This is a genomic window from Rothia sp. 11254D007BW (genome assembly GCF_053548195.1).
Genome location: NZ_JBPWPK010000001.1, coordinates 2,173,297 through 2,199,961 on the forward strand (window position 1 = coordinate 2,173,297; position 26,665 = coordinate 2,199,961).

The window sequence follows — 26,665 nt, forward strand, 5'->3', positions numbered from 1 at the left end:
CGTGTGTATGCAGTCAGCCGAAAATTCATCCCAGACCGACACCGACTTCCCCTTAGCCCACCGCCCCTGGGTTAAGAACTACAGGCCAGAAAGCAACAGAGACGTTGCTCTGCCGGAAACCTCACTGAGCCACCTCATGGCTGAAGCCGTGCGCACCGTTCCCCAGAAAATTGCCCTGGAATTCTTCGGCGCCACCACCACCTACGGTGAACTGGGTGACCAGATTCTGCGCGTTGCCGAAGGCCTACGCAAGGCCGGTATTCAGCACGGTGACCGCGTGGCCCTCGTCCTTCCCAACTGCCCCCAACACATCGTGGCCTTCTACGCGATTCTGCGCCTGGGCGCTGTGGTGGTTGAACACAACCCCCTCTACACCTCCGCCGAGCTGCGCCACATGTTCGAAGACCACCGCGCCAAGGCCGCCATTGTCTGGGACAAGATCGCAGACAACATCACCTCCCTGCCCGCCGATATCCGCCCTAAGAATATCTACGCGGTCAACATGATCGAAGAGATGCCCTTCACCATGCGTACCGCCCTCAAGCTGCCTATCGGCAGCCTCAAGGCCTCCCGCGAAAAGCTCGAAGGCACCGCCCGCGGCACCACTCCCTGGCGTCAGTTCATGAAGAACAGCCCCCTTGCCGCCGACCACCACCGCCCCACAGCCCACGACCTGGCCCTGCTCCAGTACACCTCGGGCACCACCGGCCTGCCCAAGGGCGTCATGCTCACCCACCGCAACCTCGAATCCAACGGACGCATGGGTGAGGAATGGATCCAGCCCGGCAACGACGAGGTCATCTACGCCGTCCTGCCCCTCTTCCACGCCTACGGCATGACCCTGGGCCAGACCATCGCGGCGGTCTGCAAGGCCCGCCTAGTGCTCTTCCCCACCGTAGATATGGACCTCATCTTCCGGGCCATGAAACGAACCACCCCCACGATTCTCCCTGCTGTGCCCCCGGTCTACCGCCGTATGCTCGAAGAAGCTAAAAAGCGCGGTGTCTCCCTGAAAGGCATCCGCTACGCCGTATCCGGTGCCATGCACCTGCCCACCGACCTGGTCGCTGAATGGGAAGAAGCCACCGGCGGCATGCTGGTTGAAGGCTACGGCCTCTCTGAGTGCTCACCCCTGGTCTCCTGCAACCCCCTGAACTCCACCCGCCGAGCAGGCTCAATCGGCGTGCCCTTCCCCTCCACCGACATCCGCGTGGTCGACCCCGAAACCCTCAAAGACGTTCCCGACGGCGCCGAAGGCGAACTGCTGGTACGCGGCCCCCAGGTCATGCGCGGCTACTGGAAACGCGGCGAAGACACCAGCAAAACCCTGCTACCCGGCGGCTGGCTACGCACCGGCGACATCGTGCGCCTGGACCACGACTACTTCATCGAAATCGTTGACCGCATCAAGGAAGTCATCATCACCGGCGGCTTCAACGTCTCACCCACCGAGGTTGAAAACGTGCTCAAACAGCACGACTCGGTAGCGGACTGCGCCGTAGTTGGCCTACCGGACGGCTCCGGCGGCGAAAAGGTTACCGCCGTAATCATCCCCGCCGAGGGCCACGCCATCGACCCCGAAGAGCTCAAACAGCACTGCTACGAGCGCCTGACCCGCTACAAGGTACCCAAGAACTACTACGAGGTCGACGAACTGCCCCGCTCCATGCTGGGCAAGACCCTGCGCCGCAAGGTGCGCGAAAGCCTCGAAGCCAAATACAGCTAGGCTATGCAGGCTCGCGCTTGAAACACGCCCTGCAGGGAGCCGTCCGCCCCCAGCAGGGCGTAGCTGTCTGCGGGCTCTGCTAGGCCGAGGGCAGCGGCGGGGACGCTGGTGGCAGCCCTGGCTGCTTCGGTGAGGGGAATGCCGAAGGCGACAGCCTGCTCTACCGCTCGCGCTAGGGTGAGGGTGCTCCCTGCAATCGTTTCGGTACCCCTGATGCGGGCAACCGAGTCCTGCACCTCTACCGCCAAAGAACCCAGCCGGTAGGGACCGTCCGCGCACCCGGCAGCGGCCATAGCGTCGGTGACCAGGGCTACCCGCCCCGGTGCCAGGGCGAAGGCGGCCCGCACCATGGGCCCGTGTACGTGGACCCCGTCGCAAATAACCTCCAGAGTAACGTGGGAGCTGTCTGCGGCAGCGGCCACCGGGCCGGGCTGACGGTGGTGAAGGGGTCGCATGGCGTTAAAGGTGTGGGTCAGTAGCGACGCGCCCTCGTCGAAGGCGGCTTTAGCCTGGTCGTAGGTGGCGTCGGTATGCCCGACCGCTACTTTGATACCCAGCTCCACACAGCGCTGCAGAGTGGCCAAGCCGGGGTCGGTCTCGGGTGCCAGGGTAATCTGCAGGAGCCTACCTTCTGAGGCCTCCCAGAGCTGTTCCAGGGCATCGGGTGTTGGGGTGCGCAGGGCCTCGGGGGCGTGGGCCCCCTTATGCGCCGGGGAAATGAAGGGCCCCTCAGCATGAAAGCCCACCAGACGGGCCTGCCCCGGCACCTTTTGATCCATCAGAGGCAGGAGCTGGGCCATGCTGGCCTGCATCTGCTCTAGCGGGTTAGACACCAGGGAAGCTACCAGGGCGGACGTCCCCGCCTGACCGTGCACGCGCAGGGCAGGGGCAACGTCAGGGGCATCTTCAAAGGCAGTGCCGCCCCCACCGTGACAGTGAATATCGGTAAAGCCGGGGGCCAGGAGCCAGTCGTGGGCCTCGCGAACCTGGGTGGAGGCCAGCTGATCTGCCGTCAGCTCCTCCCGCCAGCTCTCACCTTCCCCCATGGCCAGCAGGCGCTCGCCCTCCACCAGAACCCAGACTGTGAGGCTGCTCTGCAGGGTGAGATGGCGAAGCGAATGAAAAAGAATGGTGCGTGGCATCAGTGCCCCTATCAATACCTCATGTACTTACTGATCGTACATGGCGACCAAGCAAAGCTGCGGAGCGTTCACGGTAAACCAACTTTCCTTTTATGACGTTTTATGACGACGTAACTTTTTGTTGCGGTCATACACGTGACATATGACCCAAAAAGAAGCCGCATTGGGGAGCGGTGGCGCCACAGTGTTCTAATAGAAGAGGCGTCTAGCCTGGACGCCCGAAACCACATCAGCACACAGCGCTAGAGACGGTGCCGCTGAACCGTGGCCGCACACACCACTATTTCTCAACAGAAAGATTCATAGCCGTGAAGAAATTTGTTGCCACTCTGGCTCTCGTACCCCTTGCATTCGGTCTTGCAGCTTGCGGCTCATCCTCCAGCGACGACGTCGTCAAAATCGGCGTAGTGGGCACCGACCCCTCCAACGACAAGCTCGTTGAGGTCGCTAAGGCAGAGGGAATCAACATCGAAATCGTTGAATTCTCCGACTACACCCAGCCCAACCCCGCTCTGAGCTCCGGCGAAATCGACCTCAACTGGTTCCAGCACATCGCCTACCTCTCCAACTACAACGTAGAAGCAAACGACGACCTGCAGATCGTAGGCCCCACCGTTATCTACCCCATGGCGCTGTTCTCCAACAAGCACGATTCCATCTCCGCCCTGCCTCAGGGTGCTGAAATCGCCATCCCCAACGACACCGTCAACGAAGCACGCGCCCTGCTGCTGCTTGAAGCTAACGGCCTGGTCTCCTTCACCTCAGAAACCACCAGCCCCACCGTTGACGACCTCGACACCGCAGCCTCCAAGGTCACCGTCACCCCCGTTGATGCAGCCCAGACCGTTCTCGCTCTCGAGTCCGTTGACGGCTCCGTTATCAACAACGACTTCCTCAAGGACGCCGGCCTGAACCCCAAGGACGCCCTGGCCCAGGACGACCCCGCTAACGAGTCAGCCCGCCCCTACGTCAACCTCTTCGTCTCCACCGCCGATAACGCCGACAACGAGACCTACAAGAAGATCGTAGAGCTCTACCACACCGAAGAAGTTCAGGCAGTGGTACAGGAAGACACCCAGGGCACCGCAGTTGAAGTCACCACCGACGTCTCCGAACTGCGCTCCACCCTGGCAACCCTCGAAGAGCAGAAGCGCAACGGCTAAAACACTAGGTGAAAGCTCACCCTTGAGCTAGCTCACGCACCCCATAAGCGGCAGCCAACCTGCGGTAGGCTAGACACTTCGGCTCCGTCCGGTGCCCAGCTCTAGCCCCGCAGCAGCTGCCGCTTTGTGCACCCACCCCAGCAGGTGCGTCCGCCCGCAGCCACAGTAAGCCCCCAACCGAAGAAGAAGACATGACCGAACAGCGACTACAGCCAACCGGGCCCCAGCCCATGGTCGTGCTGAACAACGTGACCAAAGAGTTCAAGGTCGGCAAAAAAACCGTCACCGCCGTCAACGGTGTAGACCTCACCATCAATAAGGGTGAAATCTTCGCCATCATCGGCTACTCCGGTGCCGGTAAATCAACTCTGGTTCGCCTGATCAACGGCCTAGAAGCCATCACCCAAGGCTCACTCACCGTCGACGGCTTTGAAATCGCAGGTAAACGCGAATCCCAGCTGCGCCAGGTCCGCACCAACATCGGCATGATCTTCCAGCAGTTCAACCTCATGAACTCCCGCACCGTTGCCGGCAACGTCGAATTCCCCCTCATCATCGCAGGCTGGGACAAGGCCAAGCGCGCCGAACGCGTAGCCGAGCTGCTGGACTTCGTGGGCCTGGCCGACAAGGCCAAAAACTACCCCGACCAGCTCTCAGGCGGCCAGAAGCAGCGCGTCGGTATCGCCCGCGCCCTCGCCACCTCACCCTCCCTGCTGCTGGCCGACGAATCAACCAGCGCCCTGGACCCCGAAACCACCGCTGAAGTGCTCGACCTGCTCAAAAAGGTCAACGCCGAGCTGGGCATCACCGTCATCGTCATTACCCATGAAATGGACGTCGTCTCCACCATCGCCGACCGCGTCGCCGTCATGGAAAATGGCCGTGTGGTCGAATCAGGCAACGTCTACGACGTCTTCTCCAACCCGCAAACCGAGGTCGCCCGCCGCTTCGTGGGCACCACCGTCAAGTCCCTGCCTGTAGGCGACGAAGCTGCCGACCTCAAAGCCCGCCACAAGGGCTACCTCATCAACATCGAAATCACCGAAGGCAACAACGGCATCGGCAAGGTCCTCTCTTACCTGGGCTCCCGCAACGTCTCCTTCAACATCGTGCAGGGCGGCCTCGAAACCCTGCAAGGTAAGAGCTACGGCAACCTCACCCTCGAACTGCTGGGCGACGTCACCAGCCTCGACGCTGTGGTCGCTGAACTCAAGACCGTCACCCGCGTGCAGGAGGTACGCTAACCGTGGACTCAACCTTCGTCACCGACAAACTCATCCCCGCCCTCGGCGACACCCTCTACATGGTCTCACTGACCATGCTGGTCGCCGGTGCCCTAGGCATGATCTTCGGCCTGCTGCTCTACACCACCCGCCAGGGCAACATCCTGGCTAACCGCTTCGTCAACATCCTGCTAAACGTCGTGGTTAACGTAGTACGCCCCATCCCCTTCATCATCCTCCTCGCAGCCCTGGGCCCCCTGACCCAAATGGTGGTCGGCACCCGCCTGGGTGTCAACGCCGCCATCTTCGCCATGGTCTTCGGCGCAACCTTCGCCATTGCCCGCATCGTCGAGCAGAACATGGTATCGATTGACCCCGGTGTTATTGAGGCCGCCCGCGCCATGGGAGCCTCCAAGATGCGTATTCTCTTCACCGTCATGATCCCCGAAGCCCTCGGCCCGCTAATCCTGGGCTACACCTTCCTGGTCATCGGCGTAGTCGACATGTCGGCTATGGCCGGTTACATCGGCGGTGGCGGCCTGGGTAAGGTCGCCCTGGTGGACGGCTACCAGCGCTTCAACGAAGTCATCACCTGGTCAGTTGTCGCCGTCATTATTATTCTGGTGCAGCTCATCCAGCTGGTGGGCAACATGCTGGCCCGCAAGGTCATGCGCCGATAAGGCAATTTGGAGGACGTGCGGAGAACAGGGGGCTGGCAGGCACGCTTGCGTCTGCGACCCTCTCATTCCTCGCCTGGGGGCTCGTCATGATTCACGCCAGCCCCGTGCCAGCAGACGCCGCGCATGCCTGCCAGCCCCAGCCAGCCGGCTCCCAGCGCATCCGTGCGTCCTCTTCAGCCAGTCAGCCCCGTGCCAGCAGACGCCGTGCATGCCTGTCAGCCCCTTCTACTAAGTACCCCAGTTTTGGTGCAGATACCCCGGGTAAAAACGGGGGTACTTGCACAAAAACCGGGGTAGCTAAGGGCCGGTTCCCCGTCGGGCGCCGGCCCTTTTGCTGTCTAGTCGTTTTTCTTGCCGCTAATCCAGGACGAGTCGTAGAGCCCGCCCAGACCTGGCCCGTCCCCGCCCTTTCGGTCGGTGCCGCGTTCAAGCTCCTGCTCATAGAGGAACTCCGCAAAATCGGTGGGGCGCATGAGCCGCTCGTCGTCCTCATCGTCGTGGTCGGTGAACCGGGAGAGGGCAAAGATTCCGTAGAGCAGGGCAGCAAAGAGTAGGAAGAAGAAGGCAAGCTCAGCCCACATAATTACATAGTTACGGCGCAGTTCCGGGGTCGCGTCGCTGTAGATAGAGGGCACCACCAAGAAAGATGCCACCGCCAGCATCACCGCCAGGATAGTAAGAGAGTGCGGTAGCCAGTACCAGCGGCTGCGGGGCCTTGCACCCCGCTGGCTGTCGGGGTTCGTCCGCGCTGGGTGGGCGGTGGTGCCTGACCCGAGCGGTGCGGACGCCTGCCCCGGCACCTGCTCTTCAGCCCCCTGCTGCCCGGTCAGGGCTTGGGGCGGGAGGAATTCGCGGTAGTAGGCGCGTTCGTCGTCGCTGAGGTCTTCGAGGCGGCGGCCGTAGCGGGAGGGGCGCGGGTTCTTCTCGGGGTCTATCACTGCTCATCCTTGAGAAGGTGGTGAGGGTTAGCGGTCGCGGTCGGGCAGGTGCCCTACCCAGGCGTCGAGTTGGGCGAGGAAGGCTGGGTCGGTGAAGGAGCTAAACCGCCCGATACCTGCTGTCAGTAGGGGAGCGGGGGTGGCCGCGTCCGGCTCGACCTGGTAAATCAGGCAGTTGGTGCCTGCGGCGGTTGCGGCAGTCATGCCGGTGACGGAGTCTTCCACGGTGAGGGCCTGCTCGGGGGCAAAGCCCAGGCGGCGGGTTGCTTCGAGGTAGATGTCGGGGGCGGGCTTACCTTCTTCGACGTCGTGGAAGGAAACCCAGGTGTCCAGGTAGGGGGCGTAGCCGAAGTGGGTGAGTTTTTTGGTCAGTAGCTTGTCGCCGGAGTTGGACGCCACCGCCACGGGAATCTTGGCTGAGAGCAGCTGAATGGCTCTGAGAGCGCCGTCGATGGCGGTGACGCCGCGGTCGATGATGTCGAATTCGGTGGTGGTGATGGTGGTGTAGACGCTGTCGCGGAAGGCTTCGGGGGAGCCGTTGAATTCGGACGCCAGCGGGGTGAGGGCTGAGAGACGGTCGGCAAGATCCCCAGCTGAGATGCCGACGAGGGAGGCCTCGAGTTCAGGGGTGAGCTCTACCCGGTAGTGTTTGAACATTTCGGCCTGGATTTCGCCCCAGAGGGTTTCTGAGTCGAGTAGGACGCCGTCGCAGTCGAAGACGGCGCATGCGGGGGCAAAGTTCGCGGGGGCTGAGTGAAGTTCAAACATAGTTCTATGCTCTCATACGAGGCACTCCGCTAGCCTGCTTTTGCTGCGGGGTAGGTTTGGGCTGTTGAGGGATCGCCCTTGAACTCTGCTAGGCAGATAGTGCCTGCTTCTATGGATTCACCGCCGATACCTGCGGTGTAGACCACGGTGGATCCGTCGTCTAGGTCGGTGGCGATTTGCATCATGCCTTTGCTAGCGCCGACGTTGCGGACGGTGAGCCCGTGTGCTTCCCAGGTGGTGCGGACGTTTTCTATTTGTTGCTGGTAGTTTTCGTTGTGGAGGTTTAGGTCGTAGGTGGTCCCAGCCATTAGTTCTAGTTTTCCTTGGCCGTTGTCGCAGGGGAAGACGGTGACATCGGCCCAGGATGCTTCTTGGTGGGGGAAGGGTTGGGTGTTGTTTTTCCAGCGGAATTTTGTTTCGTTGCCGTTGGCTGAGGTGGCGAGGGTGATGGTGGTGTAGAGGTTGTGGAAGACCTCGTTAGCGGTGGGTTCACTGTCATGATCGCTAGCGTTACACCCGGTGAGGGCTAGAGCCAATAGGAGGAGGAGTGGTAGCGTGCGAAGGTAATGTCGTTTCATGGTGTGGCTTGTGCTGCGGGGTAGGTTTGGGCTGTTGAGGGATCGCCCTTGAACTCTGCTAGGCAGATAGTGTCTGCTTCTATGGATTCACCGCCGACACCTGCGGTGTAGACCACGGTGGATCCGTCGTCTAGGTCGGTGGCGATTTGCATCATGCCTTTGCTGGCGCCGACGTTGCGGACGGTAAGTCCGTGTGCTTCCCAAGTGGTGCGGACGTTTTCTATTTGTTGCTGGTAGTTTTCGTTGTGGAGGTTTAGATCGTAGGTGGTCCCAGCCATTAACTTTAGTTGTCCTTGGTCGTTGTCGCAGGGGAAGACGGTGACATCGGCCCAGGATGCTTCTTGGTGGGGGAAGGGTTGGGTGTTGTTTTTCCAGCGGAATTTTGTTTCGTTGCCGTTGGCTGAGGTGGCGAGGGTGACGGTGGTGTAGAGGTTGTGGAAGACCTCGTTAGCGGTGGGTTGGGAGTCGTCTTGAGAAGTGGTCATGGAACTACAGCCTGTCACTACAAAAATAATTACGAACAAAAAACTATATACACTACGCTTCACCGTAGTACTCGCATAAATCTTCATTGTGGGTCTCCATCCTGAATACTCTCCCACTCAATACCGTGAGCCCGGGCATATTCCTTGAGTTTTTCTAAGTCCTCAGCAGAAGACATGTTCTTGCGTTCATTAGCAGGCTCATAGCCGTAGATATCAGCACCCCGCCATGCAACCTGTGATATGTACTGGCTTTAGTTCCGACAATTATAAGACCACTAAAGCACCATCAACCACCTCCTGCGGAGTCCGATAACCAAGACTCTGATGCAACCGACCAGCATTCCACCAAGCAACCCAAGACGCAGTCTCAACCTCCAACTGACCAACTGAAGCAAAAAGGCGATTCCTCACCAGCTCAGCCTTATAAGCACCATTCACACTCTCAGCCAGAGCATTATCATACGAATCACCAGTAGAACCGACTGATAACTGCACTCCTAGTTCTTTCAAACCAGCAGTGTAATCCTGCGCAATATACTGCGAACCACGGTCAGAATGATGCACAATCTGCGTTAGATCAGAGCCACCCTTCTTCGCTTCAAAAAGCGCCTGCTTCAACGCCGTCAAAGGCATCCCCAGAGTATGCATGGTCGAAGAAACACCCCAACCCACAACCTTCCGGGAAAACACATCAGTAATGAAGGCCGTATAGCAGAAACCTGAATAGGTTCTGACATAGGTAAAATCTGCTACCCAAAGGCGGTTAGGCGCATCAGCGCTAAAGTTACGCTAAACCAAATCAGGACGGTCATCAATCACTGTGGCCGCTCTGGTGGTCATAGGTTTACGACCCCGATGAGCACCAGCAACACCGGCTATTTTCATGAGTCGGTAGGTCTGATCCCGACCAATATCCCAGCCGGCAGGCCTCATGGCGTGCCACATCTTGCGCACACCATACACGCCATAATTCTCTTCATGGATTTTCACCAGTTCAGGAATCAGAAGTTGGTCCTTCAAAGTACGTGCTGCAGGAACACGAGCCTTAGCGGCGCGGTAGCCGCGTGAGGTGATGAAACCACCAGCGAGGTTTTCTTGTAGTGCGGTGCAGATGTTCTCAACCCCGAAACGGTTCCTATACCTATCGATATAGCGGATCATGATCGGGCTGGACGGTCGAGTTCTGCCGCGAAAAAAGCTGATGCTGTTCGTAGAATCTCGTTGGTTCGCTTGAGCTCGGCGTTTTCTTTGCGCAGGCGTCGGTTTTCGGCTGCCATATCAGTGGTGGTGCCGGGGGTGTTACCAGCATCGATTTCGGCTTGTTTGTGCCATTTTCGTAAGGTTTCAGGGCCGATGCCGAGGCGTTCTCCGATGTTTCGGCAGGCGGTGTAGATGCCTGTGTCGGGGTTGTTTTCGAGGTGGTCGGCCAGTAGGCGTAGGGCTCTTGTTTTGAGTTCTTGGGGGTATTTGGTGGGCATGGGTGAAGTTCCTTTGCTCTTTTTTGTTTGTTTCCAATGTACGGGGTCGGAACTAAACCCAGTACATATCAGCAAAAAGTTCTGCGAGGAGTTCTTCGGTGAGGTTGTGGCGGTGGTAGAGCAGGGTGATTTTGAGGGCTTGGGTGAGGGTTAGCGCTGGTGGTCTTCCGCCTGGTTTTGACCAGGTGAGGTGATGGGTGAGGGCTGTGTGTAGTGTGGCGAATTGCGTGGCTGTGAGGCCGGTTGTACGCTGGTGTAGCAACGGTCTTGTCCGGTATGGCTTGAGGTTATTTGTAGAGATTTAACGCTCATATTTTTGCCGCGGGTGGGGCCGTTGTCTAGTTGGTGGGTGTGGGGTGCGTGTCTACTTTTGAATAAGCCTCAAGGGCGCAGAAATTCTTGGAGAGCGTTTTAAATAATTATGCTTGCTAACCTTTCAATCCTCACCCTTATAATCGGTACCAGTACCACCTGGTACCTCTTCACCCACCCCAGCATCCGCACCTACCCCAACAACCAAGACGGTATCAACCCTTTTGATACCTACTCGATCCTTTTGCAGTGGATTACCGCTTCCTTAGTGGGTTTCTTCTGTGGGTTTATTTTGTTCGATACTGGTCTTACTGGTGGTTTTTGGGAGTTTATCTCTTCCCTTGCTGCGGCTCTTGCTGTAGGTGGGTTCTTCATCGGCCTGCTACTAGCTACTATCTCTGGGCTAACCATCCCCTTTCCTGGATATCGCCGGCCGTGGTGGAAGGAGATTTATGTGTGGCATCGAGCTAATCACCAATCCACCAAAAACCTCTCAAAAGCTGCATCTGACCCCACTATCACGCCCAATCCCCGGGCACTTGCTGATGCGAACAAAGCGGCAGCTTTACGTTCTTTTCCCCTACCGTCTCAGGCTGCTACAGAAGATAGGCAACCTGTAGCGTTTGAGCACGTTTCTTGGTCTTTAGCATCTAGCGACCAGGCTAGGCTTGGTCTTGCTCCTTATAACAACAAGGAGAAACTGCGGTTACGCGGTACTATTACCGGTCCCTTTACGTTCACTGGGGTGCCGCCTGAGAATGTTCAGCTTTTGCGGGGGTTTCAGAAGTTTTATCCTGTTGAGCCGAATCTTGTTCCAACGCGTGAGCGGGTGGTGGATTTGATTGTGGATCATCGGGTGGTGGTTGCCGCTCAGGTACATGAGGAGGATTTTGTGCGTCGGCATAATTGGGTGTTTGGTGTGGTGAATATTGGGGTTGAGGATATGGTGTTTGGGGTGAATGAGGGGGGGTGTTCCGACGTTGAGTTTTGGTGTTGGTGATGAGTCTTTTGTGTTTACTCCTTCTGGTCGGTCGGTGCGGAAGTTGACGGTGGAGCGTGTGGAGGATGCGATGCTTGATCGGGGGTTTGCGGGTTTGGGTGTGTTTTTGCCTGATGGTGGGAATATTGGTGGTGTTTCTGATTTGGTGGTGGAGGATACGGTGGTGGCTGTTCAGGGTGAGTTGGAGTATTACACGTTGGTGCCGGCGTATGGTGATATGTACTGGGTTCAGTCCACACCTTCCACCCACACCCCACCGGAAGGAATAATAAAACCATGCCCAACAAATACCCCCAAGAATTCAAAGAACGAGCGGTACGACTCGTCGGTGACCGACTGAACCACCCCGACGCCCCGTCCATAACCGCAGCAATCAAAGACATCGCCCCTCGGCTAGGAATTTCCCACAACACTCTGGCCCGCTGGTGCAACAACGCCGCCCTCGACACCGGCAAAGAAATCACTACTACGAGTGACGCGGCGGCCGAAATCAGACGCCTAAAACGAGAAAACGCGGAACTACGCAGGGCCAACGAGATTTTGAAAACCGCCTCAGCTTTTTTCGCAGCCGAGCTCGAGGCACCGGCCCGATGATGATCCGATTCATCAACACTTATAAGGATCTTTTCGGGGTCGAGCCCATTTGCCGAGTCCTATCCGAGCATCTTGATGGTGGCTTCATGACGGCTAGCGGCTATTACCGCGCAATGAGCCGTGTCGCTTCAGCCAGGTCACTCTCCGACCAGCTGCTCATCCCCGAACTGGTAAGAATCTACCAGGAGAACTATGGAGTCTATGGTGTGCGCAAAATGTGGCAGGCCATGAAACGGGCAGGCTGGGCTATTGGCCGGGACCAAACCTACCGGCTCATGCGTGCAGCTGGTATTCAGGGTGTGCATCGGGGCCGTAAGCCTGTGACCACCAGGGCTACCAAGGCTCCTGATCACCGCCCTGATCTGGTCAACCGCCAGTTCACCGCTAAAGCGCCGAACCGCTTGTGGGTCGCGGACTTCACCTATGTGCGCACAGGTAGTGGCTTCTGCTACACGGCCTTCATCACTGATGTGTTCAGTCGAAAGATTGTGGGTTGGGGTGTTTCCTCGAGTATGCATACGCTGGGGATGCCGCTGATGGCTTTGAAGCAGGCTTTGTTTGAAGCCAGGCGGTCAGGGTCTGATTTGACGCAGGTGGTGCATCACTCGGACCGTGGTTCGCAGTATCTTGCTGATGATTACACGCGTGAGTTGAGGCGGCTGGGTGTTCAGTTGTCTGTAGGATCTACTGGAGATTCATACGATAATGCTTTGGCTGAGTCGGTGAATGGGGCTTATAAAGCTGAGCTGGTGCGTGGCCGGTTCTTTGAATCTGTTGCTCAGTTGGAGGCTACTACGGCGGGTTGGGTGTACTGGTGGAATCAGCGGCGGTTGCATGCGTCTCTTGGTTATCGGACTCCGCAGGAGGTGGTTGATGGTGCGTTAGTCGATGTTGCGTAAAGTATGTGATTTTCTTGGGTGGTGAGTGTGACCGAAACCCAGTACATATCATATTCTGAGGCTTATTCATAAGGTCCCACCAGTCGCCAAAAACACCAACCCCCGCACTACCGAAAACACCCGACCACACAAGCCCAAAGGTCGCATGAACCCGGTATGAAGAATCCGACACGTCTTCACCTGGGCAATCACCTGCTCAACCACCGACCGCAACCGGTTCAGCACCCGATTATTCTTCTTCTGCTCCCAATTCAAACGCTGCCCAGGCTTACGCTTAGTCGGGGTAGCTAGCCCCAGCCCCACGTAGCCCTTATCCGCCAAAATCGAAGAACCCAGGAGCTCACCTAGCTTGTGAGCTCTGAATGCATGGGTGTTATGTCTAGATTCAGCTTAGTGAGCGCTCTTTCGATAGTGCTGATGGTTCGTGAAATCGCGGGCTGTGAGACTTCGAAGAGGTGAGCTAGAGCTTCTTGGGTGATGTTATGCCCGGTAGCTAATTAGTGTGATTTTTAGGGCCTGGGACAGGAGAGCTTACGGGGGGGCTGGTTTGGCCCAGGTGAGCTGGTGGGTGAGGGCTTTTAGTAATGTAGTGAATTGCGTGGTGGTGAGCCCGTTCGTACGCTAGTGTGGCAACGGTTCTTCCCGGTGTGGTTTGAGAATATTTGTGATGATTTATCCTCAAGGTTGCCTGCTGGGTGGGCCGTTGTCTAGTTGGTAGGGGCTCATGCTTCAACCCCCTTATGAATAAGCCTCAAAGTGCCGCAAAAGCGACAGGGAGCTTTTTCATGATGTCCTACTTAGAAGTTGTGTATGCCGAAATAGCTATGTGTCGTATAGCTCACTAAATACTCTAGCAGGTAGAGAAACGGGCACTACCGGGTGGGATAATAGACCCCATGCCTAGCGTACTCATTCGACACGGACAGACCGACTGGAACCTCGTACACCGCCTGCAAGGCTCCAGCGACATCCCCCTCAATGCCACCGGCCGCGACCAAGCCAAGGTTGCCGCCGCCAACGTCCTACAGTACGCCCGCACCCTGCAAGCAACCGACCCCAGCTTCATCTGGCACGGCGTCGTCACCTCACCCCTCGCGCGCGCGGTAGAAACCGGCGCCATCATCGCCCAAGAACTCGGCCTGCCCGTCCTTGGCACCTACGCCGGCCTGGCAGAACGCTCCTTCAAAGAGCTCGAAGGCGTCACTAACACCCCCGCCCTCTGGGAAACAATCGAAAACGAAACCGCAGACATCGAACCCCTGTCAGACTTTCTAGCCCGCGTTGAAGACGCCCTCGACCAGGTTGAAGCAGACCACCCCGGGCGTAACCTCATCATCGTGGCCCACGGTATGCTCATCTCCCGCCTGCAAACCGCCCGCACCGGCCAGAAAGTGCCGGTGCCCCACAACGGTGAGGTGGTGCCCCTGGCACCTGCCCGCCGGGCGTCCTCTATCATGCTCATCCGCCACGGTCAGACCGACTGGAACAAGGCCCACCTCATGCAGGGCTCCAGCGATATTCCCCTCAACGAAACCGGCCGCGCCCAGGCCCACGAGACAGCTGCCTCTCTTAAGGCTCGGGGTTTTGAGTTCGACGTGGTGGTTTCGTCCCCGCTCTCCCGCGCCCACGAGACCGCAGAGATTATTGGCGCAGCCTTCGGTCTGACCGTCAACCGCACCTACGATGACCTGATAGAGCGCAGCTACGGCGAAGCCGAGGGGCTCGATATTTCAGCAGAAGCCCGTAAAGAACCCGACGCCTACTACAGCGGCGTTGAAAGCGAACGCTCCGTCTACTTGCGCGGCATTAGGGTGCTGCGCCAGATTGCCCGCGACTACCCGGGCCAGCGCGTCATTGCCGTCTCTCACGGCTCCCTGATTCGCCGTGCCCTCTCTGCCACCCACGGCCGCGAATTCGGCACTATCGCCAACGCTGAACCCTTCGAGGTTGACCTGCCCGGTTTGGCCCACTGGCTAGAGGTCAAAGAACCCCTGCTGGTAGGTAAGCCCTAGTGGGGCGTATCTTCCTCTGGGGCATCACCTGCCTGTACGTAGCTGCCGTCGCCTTCATCGTTCTCTGGCCCACTCACGTTGACTCCGGCGAGTCCGGCGAAACCCTAGCCAGGATACTTGCGGACGGCCACGCCCGCGGCTGGCTGCCCGGTTGGTTTGGCTACGGGCAGGTGGAGTGGCTGTCGAACGTGGTCATGTTTGTACCTGGCGGCTTTCTCTTTACCTGGCTGCTGCGCCCGGCCCGCCCCTGGCTCGTACCCCTGGGCGGTCTGGCCTGTACCCTGGCTATCGAAACCACCCAGCACTTCATGCCCGGGCGCACCAGCTCGCCCCTGGACGTCCTCGCCAACACTCTCGGGTGTGCTATCGGTTGGGTTTTGGCACTAGCCCTAGTGAAATTGACCGAAAAACCCAACCAAAACACCGAAATACACCCGTAACCGTGGGTTTTACATTGACGTACCCACAGAAACCCACATAAAATCAACTATAGATAGGGTCACCCGACCCACCTTCCAGTTGTATAAGGTGATAAACACATGTTCGCTGAAGAACGACGTGCCGAAATAGCGAAGCTCGTAGCTTCCGCACGCCGTGTCAACGGCGCAGACCTGGCTAGACGCTACGAAGTCACGATGGAAACCGTCCGCCGTGACCTAGCAGCCCTCGAAGCTGACGGTAAGCTGCGCCGTGTGCACGGCGGTGCCGTAACCGTAGAGCAGTCGACCTCTGTAGAGTCGTCTATCGCCCTACGTCAAAACATGAACACCCCCGAAAAGCAGAAAATCGCTCTGCGTGCCTACGAGCTGCTGCGCGATTCGGACGCCGGTGCGGTAGTTCTCGACGCCGGTACCACTATCGAAATCCTCGCCGACCGCATTGCTGCCGCAGATTTCTCCCTCAAGTCAGGTGCCGACCGCCTCATCATCACCCACGCCCTTCACATCGCCGTGAAACTGGCTGAAGCCGATGGCGTGGTGCTCGATATGGTAGGCGGCCAGCTGCGCAAGATGACCTGGGCCGCTGTTGGTACCCGCGCCGCTGCCCACTTCGAAACCATCCGACCCGACATCGCCTTTATTGGCGTGAACGGCCTGGACGCTGAATTTGGGCTCTCCACCCCCGGTCTGAACGAAGCCATCGTCAAGACCGCCATCGTCAAGTCAGCCCGCCGCGTGGTGCTCCTGTGCGACTCCGCCAAGTTCGGCCAGGAGTCCCTGGTACGTTTTGCCGGGCTTGAAGACATCGATACTCTCATTACCGATAAAGCGCCCGAAGGCGACCTCGCCGCAGCGCTTGAAGAATCCAACGTAGAGGTGCTTATCGCATGATCGTTACCCTAACCGCTAACCCCAGCATGGACCGCACCGTGGAACTGAACCACGAAATCAAGCGCGGTGCCGTTCAGCGTGCCGTCGCGGCGGCGTCCGACCCCGGTGGCAAGGGCGTGAACATTGCCCGCGCCCTCAACATCTCCGGCTTCGAAACCGTAGCGGTGCTGCCCGGCGACAACGAAGACCCCGTACTGGCCAGCCTCAAAGAGGCAGAGGTGCCCTTCGTTAACATGCCCATCGGCGCGCCGATTCGCTCCAACATCACCATCGTTGAGCCCGACGGTACCACCACCAAGATCAACGCCCCCGGTGAGCCCCTGAACGATGTAGCCCAGCAGCAGCTGACCCGCCTCATGATCAAGGAAACCATCGAGGCCTCCTGGCTGGTGCTGGCAGGCTCCCTGCCCGCCGGCGTCCCCTCCGACTACTACGCCGTTGTGGGCCGCTCAATCCGCGAGTCCCTGGGCGAGAAAGCCCCCCGCATCGCCGTTGACACCTCCGGCGCAGCCCTGCGCGACGCCCTCGTTGGCCTGGACGGCATGCCCAACCTCATCAAGCCCAACTCCGAAGAACTCGCTGAGCTGGTCGGCAAAATCGAGATGGCGGACGAGCTTGAAGCCAGCCCCGAACTCACCGCAGCTACCGCCAAAGAACTGGTCGACCGCGGTGTCGAAATGGTCCTTGCTACCCTCGGCGGGGGAGGGGCCGTGCTGGTGACAGCAGAAGGCGCCTGGCACGCCATCCACGCCCCCATCAAGGTGCGCTCCACCGTGGGCGCAGGCGACTGCTCCCTGGCAGGCTTCCTGATTGCCCACGAGCAGGGTAAGACCCTGCCCGAATGCCTGGTGCAGGCCGTAGCCCACGGTTCAGCAGCAGCCTCCCTGCCCGGCACCCAGGTGCCCACCCTAGAATCAACCACGCCCGAAGCAGTCACCCTGCGCGAGCTGGCCCTCTAAACCCCAACCGAACCACATTCTCAAACCCCTAAAACACAATCCGAGGAGGAGCACATGTCTGCTCTCATCACTGCGGATCTCATCAGCCTCGATGAGAACCTCGGCGAGACCCGCTTCGATGTCATCGAACATCTAGCTGGTGCCGTCGTAGGTGCTGGCCGCGCCACCGACTTTGAGACCCTCTACGCCGCTGCGCGCGCCCGCGAGGAAAAGACCGACACCGGCATTCCCGGTGGTATCGCTATTCCCCACTGCCGCAGTGAAGCAGTCACCGAGCCCACCCTGGCTATGGCCCGCCCCAACCCCGCCGTTGACTTCGGCGCTAAGGACGGCCCCGCCGACCTCATCTTCTTCATCGCAGCTCCCGCAGATGGCGACGAAGCCCACCTGAAGATTCTTTCTCAGATGGCTCGCTCCCTCATGAAGAAGTCCTTCACCGCTGCCCTGCGCGAAGCCAAGACCGCTGACGAGGTCGTCGTCCTCGTTGAAGAGGCCCTGGGCCTGCGCGAAAAGGCAGCTGAGGCACCCGCTGCCGCTGCCGCGTCCGGCTCCGTAGCCGCTGCCGAGGCAGAAGCCCCCGCCCGCCGTAAGAAGATCGTGGCTGTGACCAACTGCCCCACCGGCATCGCCCACACCTACATGGCAGCCGATGGCCTCAAGTACGCCGCCGAAGAGCTGGGCTACGACTTCAAGGTTGAGCCCCAGGGCTCATCCGGTGGTGACAAGCTCACCCAGGCCGAAATCGACGAAGCCGATGCCGTCGTCTTTGCCGTTGCCCTGCCCGTCCGCGGCCGCGAACGCTTCGCCGGTAAGCCCTACGTCGAAGCCCCCGTCAAGCGCGGCATCGACGAGCCCAAGGCCATGATCGAAGAAGCCCTTGCCGAAGCTGAGAAGCCCAACGGCAAGCGCGTCGCCGCAGGTGCAGCTGACTCCTCAGAAACCGCTGAAGAAGGCGGCTCCTGGGGCACCCGCATCTACAAGGCCCTGATGACCGGCGTCTCCTACATGATTCCCTTCGTGGCAGCAGGCGGCATCATCCTGGCTATCGGCTTCATGCTCGAAGCGATCACCATGCCCAACCTGGGTGACGTAGACACCGAAGCTATCCTCTCCGGTGCCTCCCTCACCAACCTGGGCGACACCCCGCTCTCCCTCTACCTGGGCGCTGCCCTGCACACCATCGGCGCCTTTGGCCTGGGAGCTATGGTCCCGATTCTGGCAGCCTACATCGCCTACGGCCTGGCCCAGCGCCCCGGCATCGCCCCCGGCTTCATCGCCGGTTCTGTCGCCGTTATGGTGGGTGGTGGCTTCCTCGGCGGTATCGTCGCCGGTCTGCTCGCAGGTCTGTGTGCCTACTGGCTCTCCCTGCTCAAGCTGCCCCGCTGGCTTGCATCCATGATGCCCGTGGTCATCACCCCGCTCGTAGCCACCCTCTTCGCAGGCGGCCTCATGTTCTTCCTGCTCGGTGGCCCCCTCGCCTGGGTTACCACCTCTCTTGAGAACTGGCTCAACTCCATGACCGGTGCCTCAGCCATTCTGCTGGGCATCATCCTGGGCGCCATGATGGGCTTCGACCTCGGCGGCCCCGTCAACAAGGCAGCCTACCTTTTTGCCACCGCAGGCCTCTCCGCCGGTACCCTGGCCTCCCAGCAGGTCATGGCAGCCGTCATCATCTCAGGTATGGTTCCCCCGCTGGCTATGGCCCTGGCCACCGCCGTCCGCCCCAAGCTCTTTAGCGCTCCCGAACGCGAAAACGGCAAGGCAGCCTGGCTGCTGGGTGCCTCCTTCATCTCCGAAGGTGCCATCCCCTTCGCCACCGCCGACCCCCTGCGCGTGATCCCCTCATCCGTTGTCGGCGCAGCCGTTGCCGGTGCTATCTCCATGGGCGCAGGCGTAGCCTCACCCGCTCCCCACGGCGGTGTCTGGATCATCGCCCTGGTTGAGAACCCCCTCATGTTCCTTGTGGCCGCCATCACAGGTACCGTAGTGGGCGCTCTCATGTATATTGTTCTCAAGTCACTTGCAGGCCGTAAGGCCGAGGCAACCGCCTAAATCACTTCAACCTCTTAGAAGGAAAACACTATGACTACCTACAAGGGTGTCGGCGTCTACGCCGGCCGCGTTATCGGCAAAGTCCTTCAGATGCCCGAGCCCATCAAGGCTCCCTCATCATCCCTGAAGCTCTCAGCCGACGAAACCCCCGAGCAGGCCGCCGAGCGTATCAAGGCCGCAGCCGAAACCGTCAAGAACGGTCTGCTGGAGCGCGCCGAGCACGCTAGCCGCGATGGCAAGGCCGTGCTCAAGTCCACCTCCCAGATGGCAACCGACCGCGCCCTGCTCAAGAGCGCCATCAAGATCGTTGAAAAGCAGGGCAAGGCCCCCGAACTGGCAGTCTGGGAAGCCGCATCAGCCTTCGCCGACCAGATGGCAGCCCTCGGCGGCTACATGGCCGAGCGCGTTACCGACATCCACGACGTCCGCGCCCGCATCGTTGCCGAGCTGACCGGCCAGCAGGCCCCCGGCATCCCCGTCTCAGCTGACCCCTTCATCCTGGCAGCTATCGACCTGGCACCGGCAGACACCGCCACCCTCGACCCCAAGCAGGTCATCGCCCTCATCACCTCAGACGGCGGCCCCCAGGCCCACACCGCGATTCTTGCTCGCGGTCTCGGCCTGCCCGCTATCGTTGCCGCCAAGGGCGTCACCGAGATCGAAAACGGCACCGAAGTCTACATTGACTCCAACGAAGGCACCGTCAACACCGAGGTCACCGACGAGCACCGCGACCTGGCCGAAAAGTACGCCAACCGCAAGGAACTGCCCGACTTCGACGGCACAGGCGCCATGGCAGACGGTACCCTCGTGCCCCTCTACGCCAACGTCGGCGACGGCAAGAGCGCAGAAAAGGCAGCCGGCCTCAAGGCCGAAGGCGTGGGCCTGCTCCGCACCGAATTCGGCTTCCTGGGCCACGACGCTGAACCCTCAGTAGAAACCCAGACCGCCAGCTACAAGGCCGTCTTCGACGCCTTCCCCGGCCAGCACATCGTCGTCCGCACCCTCGACGCAGGCGCCGACAAGCCCCTGCCCTTCCTCAACGTCAAGGAAGAAGAGAACCCCGCCCTCGGCGTCCGCGGCTACCGCACCGACTGGACCGTACCCGGCGTCCTCGAACGCCAGCTCGAAGCCATCAAGGCAGCAGCCGACGGCTCCGACGCCGACATCTGGGTCATGGCCCCCATGATCTCAACCACCAGTGAAGCCCGCCGCTTCAAGGAAATGGTTGATGAAGTAGGCCTGGCAACCCGTGGCGTTATGGTCGAAACCCCCGCAGCAGCCGTCAACGCTGAAGCGATCCTCGGTGAAGTCGACTTCGTCTCCATCGGCACCAACGACCTCACCCAGTACACCATGGCAGCAGACCGCCTGCTCGGCGACCTGGCCCACCTCAACAACCCCTGGCAGCCCGCCGTCCTTAAGATGATCAAGCTGACCGTCGAAGGCGCCAAGCGAGCATCCGCCAAGGCTGGCGTCAAGAAGTACGTCTCCGTCTGCGGTGAAGCAGCAGCCGACCCTGCACTGGCCGTCGTCCTCGTTGGCCTGGGCGTTGACACCCTCTCCATGAACGCTGGCGCCATGGCAGCTGTCTCCGCCGTGCTCAAGTCGGTCACCCCCGAAAAGGCCCAGCAGATCGCCAACGACGCCCTCGACCAGATCTCCTCAGCAGAAGCTAAGGAAGCAGCGCGTAAGCACCTGCCGATTCTGGACGAGCTCGGCCTCTAACCTCCACCGTCCACTACTGAATAAATCACACCAAAATAAGCGGTTAACACGCGCGAAACATACGCACCTGATTTAGACTCAGTAGTGGACAACAAATCCGCACCCCCTTTATAAGGAGAACACCATGGCAGAACGTATTGCCACCATCGCAAGCCGTGTTGGCCTGCACGCCCGCCCCGCAGCGATCTTCGCTGAAGCAGCAGGCGACCTCCCCGTTGAAGTCACCATCGCAGCTGAAGGCGAGCCCGCAGACGAGGCAATGGACGCAGCATCCATCCTGTCCCTGATGTCACTCGGCGCTAAGCACGGCGACAAGGTCGTTCTGCGCGCAGAGGGCGAAGGCGCTGAAGAAGCACTCGACACCCTGGTCAAGATCCTCGAGACCGACCACGACGCCGAGTAATACGGTTTAGTCGAGCAATCTCAGCCTAACGGTTTGAACATGAAGCCCCCGCTTACCGCAAGCGGGGGCTTCACTGTGCCCGGGTAAGGGGCGACAGAGCCGATACCCAGTTACACCAGACGAAACTCACGGCGCCCACAGGGTGCATAGCCCGCCCACTCTCGATAGACTGGGAAGCTGAAACCTTTCCCGCGCCCACGCGCGCACGAAAAGAAAAAGAGGGACCTTGCGACAGTTCACAGCCCGCTTCGCTACCGACGCCGAAATCGCCTCCTGGGATGACCACGTCATCGCCAGCCCCGGTGGCGGCAACCTGCTGCAGTCAGCGTCCTTCGCTTCCGTCAAAGCCAAGTACGGCTGGAAGCCTCTCTACCTGGTCTACGAAGGCACCACCGTCCTTGACGGCGCAGAGGCCCCTTTTGCCAGCTACAACCTGGTGCTCGAAAAGTCCGTACCTGCCCTCGGCAAAATCTGGTACATGATCAAGGGCCCCGGTGTGAACTCTGTTGAAGAGATCCCCGCGATTCTCGATGCCAACAAGGACTTCATCAAGCGCGAGAAGCTGGGCGTCTTCGCGGTTAAGATTGAGCCCGATATCATTGCAGACGACTCTATCAACGCTTTTATGGCCAAGACCGGCCTGGTCAAGAGCTGGAACATCCAGCCTAATGACTCCACCGCGATTCTTGATACCGATAAGAGCGAAGAAGACGTGCTCAAGTCCCTCTCCTCCCGCGGACGCAACGCCGTGCGCCGTTCGCTGCGTGAGGGCTGCGAGGTTGAGCGGGTGCCTCTGACCGAAGAGAACATGAAGAAGATGTACGCCCTCATGGACACCGTGGGTCAGGGCAACGCCAACGTGCATCTGCGCTCCTACGACTACTACCGCGATTTCTGGACCACCTTTGAACAGGCTGGCCAGGGCCGTCTCTACTTCACCTACGAGGACGGCGAGCCTTCCGTAGGCGCCTACGTGATTCGCTACGGCGAGAAGGGCACCTACAAGGACGGCGGTTCTAAGCCCCGCCGCAAGCAGTACGGCGACTCCCACCAGGTACAGTGGACAGCCCTGACCGACCTGATGAAGGAATTCGACATCAAGAGCTACGATTTCTGCGGCACCCCGCCCAAGAGCGAGCTCAAGAACAAGGAACACCACCACTACGGCCTGGGTCTCTTCAAGACCTCCTTCACCAAGGACGTCATCGACTACGTTGGCGTCTGGGACCAGGTGCTTTCACCGGTCAAGTACAAGGCCTGGAACCAGGCTGTTGAGAAGGTTATGCGCCAGCTCTGGGTCCGTAAGACCGGCCAGCCTTTCTACTAAACCGACCCCGGTTCAACTTGGGTACAGCGGACGCTGTGCCTGAACAACTTTCACCGTAAGAGGCGGAAGGAGTAATCCCTTTGACCCCCAGCAAGACTCCCTTGCAGCAAAAGGCTTACCCTTCCGCCTCTGCTTTTGATATGGCTCCCTCTGATGAGGGCACCGGGGCCGGAGCTTTTGGACAGACGGCCCTGCTGCCGCGCATGGCATCGGGCGAAAGCCCCGCGACTGGGCAGGGGAGTGCCGCGAAGCAAGCACAGGGAGCGGACGCCGGTGGGCAGGACGCCCCCGCCCCCTCGTCCTCTCAGGCTTGGGGGCCCCTGCCGGTCGTATCCCTCGACGATGTGCGGGACCCACAGCTGCGCAACCGCCTGGCCCACCTGGGGCAGGGGGAGAGCGCCTTTGATACTCCTGCTGAAACCGTAGACTCTACAGCTACCGGGGTAGCTGAATCGCGGGCGTCCGCTTTTGATCTGGCAACCCCCGCCACCTATCAGGTGCCCTCAGCTTTTGGCCCGGCTACCGACCTGAGCCTGGGGAGAGCCGATAGCGACAGCGACCCTGGCCCGGTAACTGCGGGAACCCCCACCGTTAACGAGGCAACCGGTCTGCAACAGGCCTCCTACCCCTCGGCTGCTGGGCCCCACACCGTTGCCCTGCCAACGACTCCCCGCCCGTCCGTCAAGCGCCCCTCGAGGGTGCGCTCATCCCTCAAGTCTTTTGTGAGCACCGACCAGTCGCTCACCAAACCCATGCGCGGCATTGCCCGCCTAGCCCAGCGTCCTTTCAATATCGCTGCAGCCCACCGGGCTGAGTACGTGCGTGAGAAAGAAGAGGCCCGCGAGGTCCTCAACTTCTCCCTGCGTCTAGCCGAGACTATGTTCCACTACGGGGCAGATACCGTCGATGTGGACTCGGCGATTGTGGCCGTGTGTGCAGCCTACGGTCTGGACGATGTAGAAATCGATATCACCAACCAGTCGGTGATCATTAACTACGTCTCTGATATCGACGAGGTCGATGATCGTACGCGGGCTATTAACCTGAGCGAGCCCGAAGACTCCGCACCCGGTAAAGAACGGTTTAGCCACACGGTTATGCGCGTGGTGCGGTCCTGGTCAGAGAACTACGCTGCCCTGGACGACATCTACAAGCTCATTAACGACATCACCGCGGGTGGGTTGCCCCGCCACCGGGCCGAGCGTCGCCTGCACAAGATCAACACCGCTAAAAAGCCCTACTCGCCCATGATTATCATGCTGGCTAACATAGTGGCGGCCTTCTCGCTGGTTCTGGCCCTGGGCGGGTCCCTCGCAGCTGGGGCTGTGGGCGGTATCGTTTTCCTGGCGATTCACTTCGTCAACAGCCTGATTTCTAAGCTCAAGATGCCCGGATTCTTCAACATGGCTGCGGGCGCCGGTGTGGTTACCTTCGCCGCTATTTATATATCGGATGAGGCATCTATCTTCTCCCAGGTGGGCTTTCACGTCTCGGCTCCCCACATCGTGGCGGCGGGGCTCATTATGCTCCTGCCCACCGCCCGGTTGGTTTCAACGGTGCAGGACGCCCTCAACGGCTTCCCGCTTACAGCGGCGGGTAAGTTCGTGTCAACCGGTATGTCCTTCCTCGGTATCGTGGTGGGGCTGGCTTCGGCGGTAGCGGTGCTGTCGGTACTGGGGGTGAGCGAGCTCGATATCACCGAAACCCGATTTGTGGGTGCGGGTCTGGCGGTCAGCTACACCTTCTTCATGCTGGCCTCTCTTGCCTTTGCGGTGACCACTCACGCCCGCTGGCGAACCCTTCTGTGGATACTGCTGATCGCTACCTGCGGCTTCTGGGTCTACCAGGGCTATACGCTCATGTTTGGCCCCGGGGCAGGGCGAGCCAACACGGCTTTTGCCGCTCTCGTGATTGGCCTGATGAGTACCTTCCTGGCCTATCGCCTGCATGCCCCTGCCTCCATCTTCTACGTTCCTGCCCTGACCTTCCTACTTCCCGGTCTCTCGGTCTTCCGCGGCCTCTACCTTTTTACGGTCGAAGCTAACTCCGATGCCGGTGTGCCCGGTATGGTAGCGGCTATCGCCATTATTCTTTCTATGGCATCTGGCGTAGTTCTGGGGAGCTACCTCATGCAGTACATCATTCAGCGCTATCTGAGCCCCTCGGTTGAAGGTAGCGAACAGAAAGAAAAACGTGACCGCTAGCGGCGGCTCCCGTGATACGCACGGCTTTTCTGAAAAGCCCGCTGCCGCCCAGCCCTTAGCCAATCAGCCGCCTGCACAGGTGGAGCTGCCGCAGGCGTCCTACCCGGCCACCGCCCCCGCGCCTCCGGTTTCTTCGCGCCGTCGGGCAGCTGCGAGCCTGCGCTCTTTTGCCCAGCCTCAGCAGGCTCTAACCGTACCTATCCGCGGGATCGCCCGCGTTGCCCAGCGTCAGGTTGCGCAGGTTGCCTTAGCCCGTTACCGCCAGCGGGTCAGACAGAAGGAAGAAACCCGCGAAATCCTGGCTTTTACCCTGCGCTTGGCCGAGACCCTCTTCCACTATGGTGCCGACGCGGCAGATGTAGATGCTGCGGTAGTGACCGTATGCGCCATGTACGGTATTCACGATGTAGAAGTTGATATCACCTATCAGTCCATCGTGATTAACTACGTCTCTGAGTTCGACGAAGCGGCTAGCCGCGGGCAGCTGCCCGAAGCCGGAGGGTTGGAGAACGAAAAACTGGGCTTGACCCTGGTGCGGGTCGTTCGCTCTACCTCCGAGAACTACTGGGCTCTGCACCAGCTCTACCGACTGGTGCACGATATCGCTCAGGGGACCGTGAGCCGGGCCCGGGCCGAACGCCACCTAGCTCGGGTCAACGCTCAAAAGAAACCCTATTCACCGGCCGTTTTATTGGCGTGGAACCTGCTGATCGCGGGGGCATTTACCCTGGGGGTGGGAGGGTCTTGGCGGGCTGCGGTTACTTCTCTTGTGGTGTTTACCGTGGTGAACTTCGTACTGGTGTGGGCGGGGCGTTTGCGCCTGCCCAGCTACTTCATGATGGCCCTGGGCGCTGCAACGATTACGGTGCTGGCCCTACTCGTATCAGATCCCTTAGGGTGGCTGTACAGTAGAGGGTTTTACGTTTCTGCCCCGCACATCGTGGCAGCCGGGCTGATGATGTTCCTTCCCACTTTCCGCCTGGTTTCAGCGGTGCAGGACGCCCTTCACGGCTTCCCGCTGACCGCCGCCGGTAAATTCGTGGTGACGGGAGCAAACTTTACCGGTTTGATTGCCGGGATCTCGGTAGCGGTAACCCTCATGAACTATTTTGATGCCACCAGTCTTGACGTGCAGCAGTCGGTCTTTAGCCCCCCGCCCTTGTGGGTTTCTATTGCCGGTATGGTCATCGGTAGTGCTATGTCTGCAGCTGCCTGGCAGGGGTCAGCGCGCACTATTGTGCTGTCTGGACTGGTGTCTTTGGTGGGGCAGCTAGCCTACTACGGGGTAGGGGCGGTCGCCGGTGAGGACGGCGCCCGTCTGCAGGTGCTGGCAGGGGCAACAGCCGTAGGGCTGAGTGCTGGCTTCCTTGGGTATCTTCTCCACAGCCCAGCGTCGATTTATTATGTTCCGGGCATGATGTTTATGCTGCCCGGTCTCACTATCTTCCGCTCTTCCTACCTCATCTTGAACGGGCAGGATACGCTGATGGGGTTGCAGGGGCTCACTCTTGCTGGTGTGACTGTTTTGCTGATGGCAACAGGTATTGTGTGCGGCACCTATCTATGGGACGCTCTGACAGAGCGGTTGCGCACCTTGGCAAAAAATTAGGTATATGCCTTCATAGCTATGAACTGAATAGGCTTCTGACAAGCGGATACTGCG

General features: G+C 59.7%; 24 protein-coding genes and 2 pseudogenes. 17 read left to right on the top strand and 9 right to left on the bottom strand.

What is annotated here, in order from left to right; translation table 11 throughout:
• Positions 1-7 precede the first annotated feature (7 nt).
• Entirely contained in the window at positions 8-1,726 is a 1,719-nt protein-coding gene (locus ACEE43_RS09840; protein WP_449108162.1) for a long-chain-fatty-acid--CoA ligase, read from the top strand.
• On the opposite strand, the gene ACEE43_RS09845 is transcribed toward ACEE43_RS09840, so the two are convergent.
• Complete coding sequence (locus ACEE43_RS09845) at positions 1,723-2,868, bottom strand: N-acetylglucosamine-6-phosphate deacetylase (RefSeq protein ID WP_449108163.1); 1,146 nt, start codon at positions 2,866-2,868, stop codon at positions 1,723-1,725. The two genes, ACEE43_RS09840 and ACEE43_RS09845, sit on opposite strands and share 4 nt — an antisense overlap.
• Before the next feature lie 308 nt (positions 2,869-3,176).
• Here ACEE43_RS09845 and ACEE43_RS09850 point away from each other — a divergent pair, with 308 nt between their 5' ends.
• The 3 genes from ACEE43_RS09850 (at position 3,177) to ACEE43_RS09860 (ending at position 5,934) form a co-directional block, all read left to right on the top strand.
• A complete protein-coding gene (locus ACEE43_RS09850) occupies positions 3,177-4,031 on the top strand; it encodes a MetQ/NlpA family ABC transporter substrate-binding protein (RefSeq protein WP_283490278.1) in 855 nt (284 codons plus the stop codon).
• Positions 4,032-4,222: 191 nt separating this feature from the next.
• Positions 4,223-5,275 carry a methionine ABC transporter ATP-binding protein gene (locus ACEE43_RS09855; protein WP_237207374.1) on the top strand — a complete coding sequence of 351 codons (1,053 nt, stop codon included), beginning with the start codon at positions 4,223-4,225 and terminating at the stop codon, positions 5,273-5,275.
• A 59-nt stretch (positions 5,276-5,334) separates the two neighbouring features.
• Positions 5,335-5,934: a methionine ABC transporter permease gene (locus ACEE43_RS09860; RefSeq protein ID WP_185174719.1), complete on the top strand. Its 600-nt coding sequence runs from the start codon at positions 5,335-5,337 to the stop codon at positions 5,932-5,934.
• Positions 5,935-6,272: 338 nt separating this feature from the next.
• On the opposite strand, the gene ACEE43_RS09865 is transcribed toward ACEE43_RS09860, so the two are convergent.
• The 6 genes and pseudogenes from ACEE43_RS09865 to ACEE43_RS09890 all read right to left on the bottom strand — a co-directional run bounded on the left by ACEE43_RS09865 (position 6,273) and on the right by ACEE43_RS09890 (position 10,443).
• Positions 6,273-6,872, bottom strand: a complete 600-nt coding sequence (locus ACEE43_RS09865; RefSeq protein WP_449108164.1) for a hypothetical protein — start codon at positions 6,870-6,872, stop codon at positions 6,273-6,275.
• A 27-nt stretch (positions 6,873-6,899) separates the two neighbouring features.
• Positions 6,900-7,640: an HAD family hydrolase gene (locus tag ACEE43_RS09870; RefSeq protein ID WP_449108165.1), complete on the bottom strand. Its 741-nt coding sequence runs from the start codon at positions 7,638-7,640 to the stop codon at positions 6,900-6,902.
• A gap of 29 nt (positions 7,641-7,669) precedes the next feature.
• Complete coding sequence (locus tag ACEE43_RS09875; protein ID WP_449108166.1) at positions 7,670-8,218, bottom strand: hypothetical protein; 549 nt, start codon at positions 8,216-8,218, stop codon at positions 7,670-7,672.
• The gene (locus ACEE43_RS09880) at positions 8,215-8,703 is read right to left on the bottom strand and encodes a hypothetical protein (protein WP_449108167.1); all 489 of its coding nucleotides are present in this window, start codon (positions 8,701-8,703) and stop codon (positions 8,215-8,217) included. The genes ACEE43_RS09875 and ACEE43_RS09880 overlap by 4 nt, the downstream gene beginning before the upstream one ends.
• 264 nt (positions 8,704-8,967) lie before the next feature.
• A pseudogene (locus ACEE43_RS09885) lies at positions 8,968-10,181 on the bottom strand (IS3 family transposase).
• Between the two features lie 52 nt (positions 10,182-10,233).
• A complete protein-coding gene (locus ACEE43_RS09890) occupies positions 10,234-10,443 on the bottom strand; it encodes a hypothetical protein (RefSeq protein WP_449122312.1) in 210 nt (69 codons plus the stop codon).
• A 159-nt stretch (positions 10,444-10,602) separates the two neighbouring features.
• On the opposite strand from ACEE43_RS09890, the gene ACEE43_RS09895 reads away from it, so the two are divergent.
• From ACEE43_RS09895 to ACEE43_RS09905, 3 genes are all read left to right on the top strand, one after another.
• Positions 10,603-11,493, top strand: coding sequence for a hypothetical protein (locus ACEE43_RS09895; RefSeq protein WP_449108168.1), 891 nt, complete (start codon positions 10,603-10,605; stop codon positions 11,491-11,493).
• Complete coding sequence (locus ACEE43_RS09900; protein WP_449122313.1) at positions 11,474-11,833, top strand: hypothetical protein; 360 nt, start codon at positions 11,474-11,476, stop codon at positions 11,831-11,833. The genes ACEE43_RS09895 and ACEE43_RS09900 overlap by 20 nt, the downstream gene beginning before the upstream one ends.
• Positions 11,770-12,986, top strand: a protein-coding gene (locus ACEE43_RS09905) for an IS3 family transposase (protein ID WP_449122302.1) whose coding sequence is annotated in 2 segments (ribosomal slippage) — positions 11,770-12,049 and positions 12,049-12,986 — 1,218 coding nt in all. Because the reading frame shifts where the segments join, the coding sequence is not laid out codon by codon here. The genes ACEE43_RS09900 and ACEE43_RS09905 overlap by 64 nt, the downstream gene beginning before the upstream one ends.
• 66 nt (positions 12,987-13,052) lie before the next feature.
• Here ACEE43_RS09905 and ACEE43_RS09910 read toward each other — a convergent pair.
• Positions 13,053-13,355 (bottom strand): annotated as a pseudogene (locus ACEE43_RS09910) (transposase family protein); the annotation flags it as partial.
• Positions 13,331-13,465 (bottom strand): hypothetical protein, encoded by a 135-nt coding sequence (locus ACEE43_RS09915; RefSeq protein ID WP_449107617.1) that lies wholly within the window; start codon positions 13,463-13,465, stop codon positions 13,331-13,333. The gene ACEE43_RS09915 and the pseudogene ACEE43_RS09910, both read right to left, overlap by 25 nt.
• 417 nt (positions 13,466-13,882) lie before the next feature.
• Between ACEE43_RS09915 and ACEE43_RS09920 the strand changes: the two genes are divergently transcribed.
• From ACEE43_RS09920 to ACEE43_RS09965, 10 genes are all read left to right on the top strand, one after another.
• Complete coding sequence (locus ACEE43_RS09920) at positions 13,883-14,998, top strand: histidine phosphatase family protein (protein WP_449107522.1); 1,116 nt, start codon at positions 13,883-13,885, stop codon at positions 14,996-14,998.
• On the top strand, positions 14,998-15,438 hold the full coding sequence (locus tag ACEE43_RS09925; protein ID WP_449107523.1) for a VanZ family protein: 441 nt from the start codon (positions 14,998-15,000) through the stop codon (positions 15,436-15,438). The genes ACEE43_RS09920 and ACEE43_RS09925 overlap by 1 nt, the downstream gene beginning before the upstream one ends.
• A 99-nt stretch (positions 15,439-15,537) precedes the next feature.
• Complete coding sequence (locus ACEE43_RS09930; protein WP_237195130.1) at positions 15,538-16,329, top strand: DeoR/GlpR family DNA-binding transcription regulator; 792 nt, start codon at positions 15,538-15,540, stop codon at positions 16,327-16,329.
• A complete protein-coding gene (locus ACEE43_RS09935) occupies positions 16,326-17,288 on the top strand; it encodes a 1-phosphofructokinase family hexose kinase (protein WP_449107524.1) in 963 nt (320 codons plus the stop codon). Before ACEE43_RS09930 ends, ACEE43_RS09935 begins: the two co-directional genes overlap by 4 nt.
• Before the next feature lie 54 nt (positions 17,289-17,342).
• Entirely contained in the window at positions 17,343-19,340 is a 1,998-nt protein-coding gene (locus tag ACEE43_RS09940) for a PTS fructose transporter subunit IIABC (RefSeq protein ID WP_449107525.1), read from the top strand.
• 30 nt (positions 19,341-19,370) lie between these two features.
• Positions 19,371-21,068 carry a phosphoenolpyruvate--protein phosphotransferase gene (gene ptsP, locus ACEE43_RS09945; protein ID WP_449107526.1) on the top strand — a complete coding sequence of 566 codons (1,698 nt, stop codon included), beginning with the start codon at positions 19,371-19,373 and terminating at the stop codon, positions 21,066-21,068.
• A 124-nt stretch (positions 21,069-21,192) separates the two neighbouring features.
• Positions 21,193-21,471, top strand: a complete 279-nt coding sequence (locus ACEE43_RS09950; protein ID WP_135013272.1) for an HPr family phosphocarrier protein — start codon at positions 21,193-21,195, stop codon at positions 21,469-21,471.
• 226 nt (positions 21,472-21,697) lie between these two features.
• A complete protein-coding gene (locus ACEE43_RS09955) occupies positions 21,698-22,798 on the top strand; it encodes a lipid II:glycine glycyltransferase FemX (protein ID WP_449107527.1) in 1,101 nt (366 codons plus the stop codon).
• Positions 22,799-22,878: 80 nt separating this feature from the next.
• Positions 22,879-25,002 (top strand): threonine/serine exporter family protein, encoded by a 2,124-nt coding sequence (locus ACEE43_RS09960; protein ID WP_449107528.1) that lies wholly within the window; start codon positions 22,879-22,881, stop codon positions 25,000-25,002.
• Positions 24,992-26,611, top strand: coding sequence for a threonine/serine ThrE exporter family protein (locus ACEE43_RS09965; RefSeq protein WP_449107529.1), 1,620 nt, complete (start codon positions 24,992-24,994; stop codon positions 26,609-26,611). The genes ACEE43_RS09960 and ACEE43_RS09965 overlap by 11 nt, the downstream gene beginning before the upstream one ends.
• The last annotated feature ends 54 nt before the right edge of the window (positions 26,612-26,665 follow it).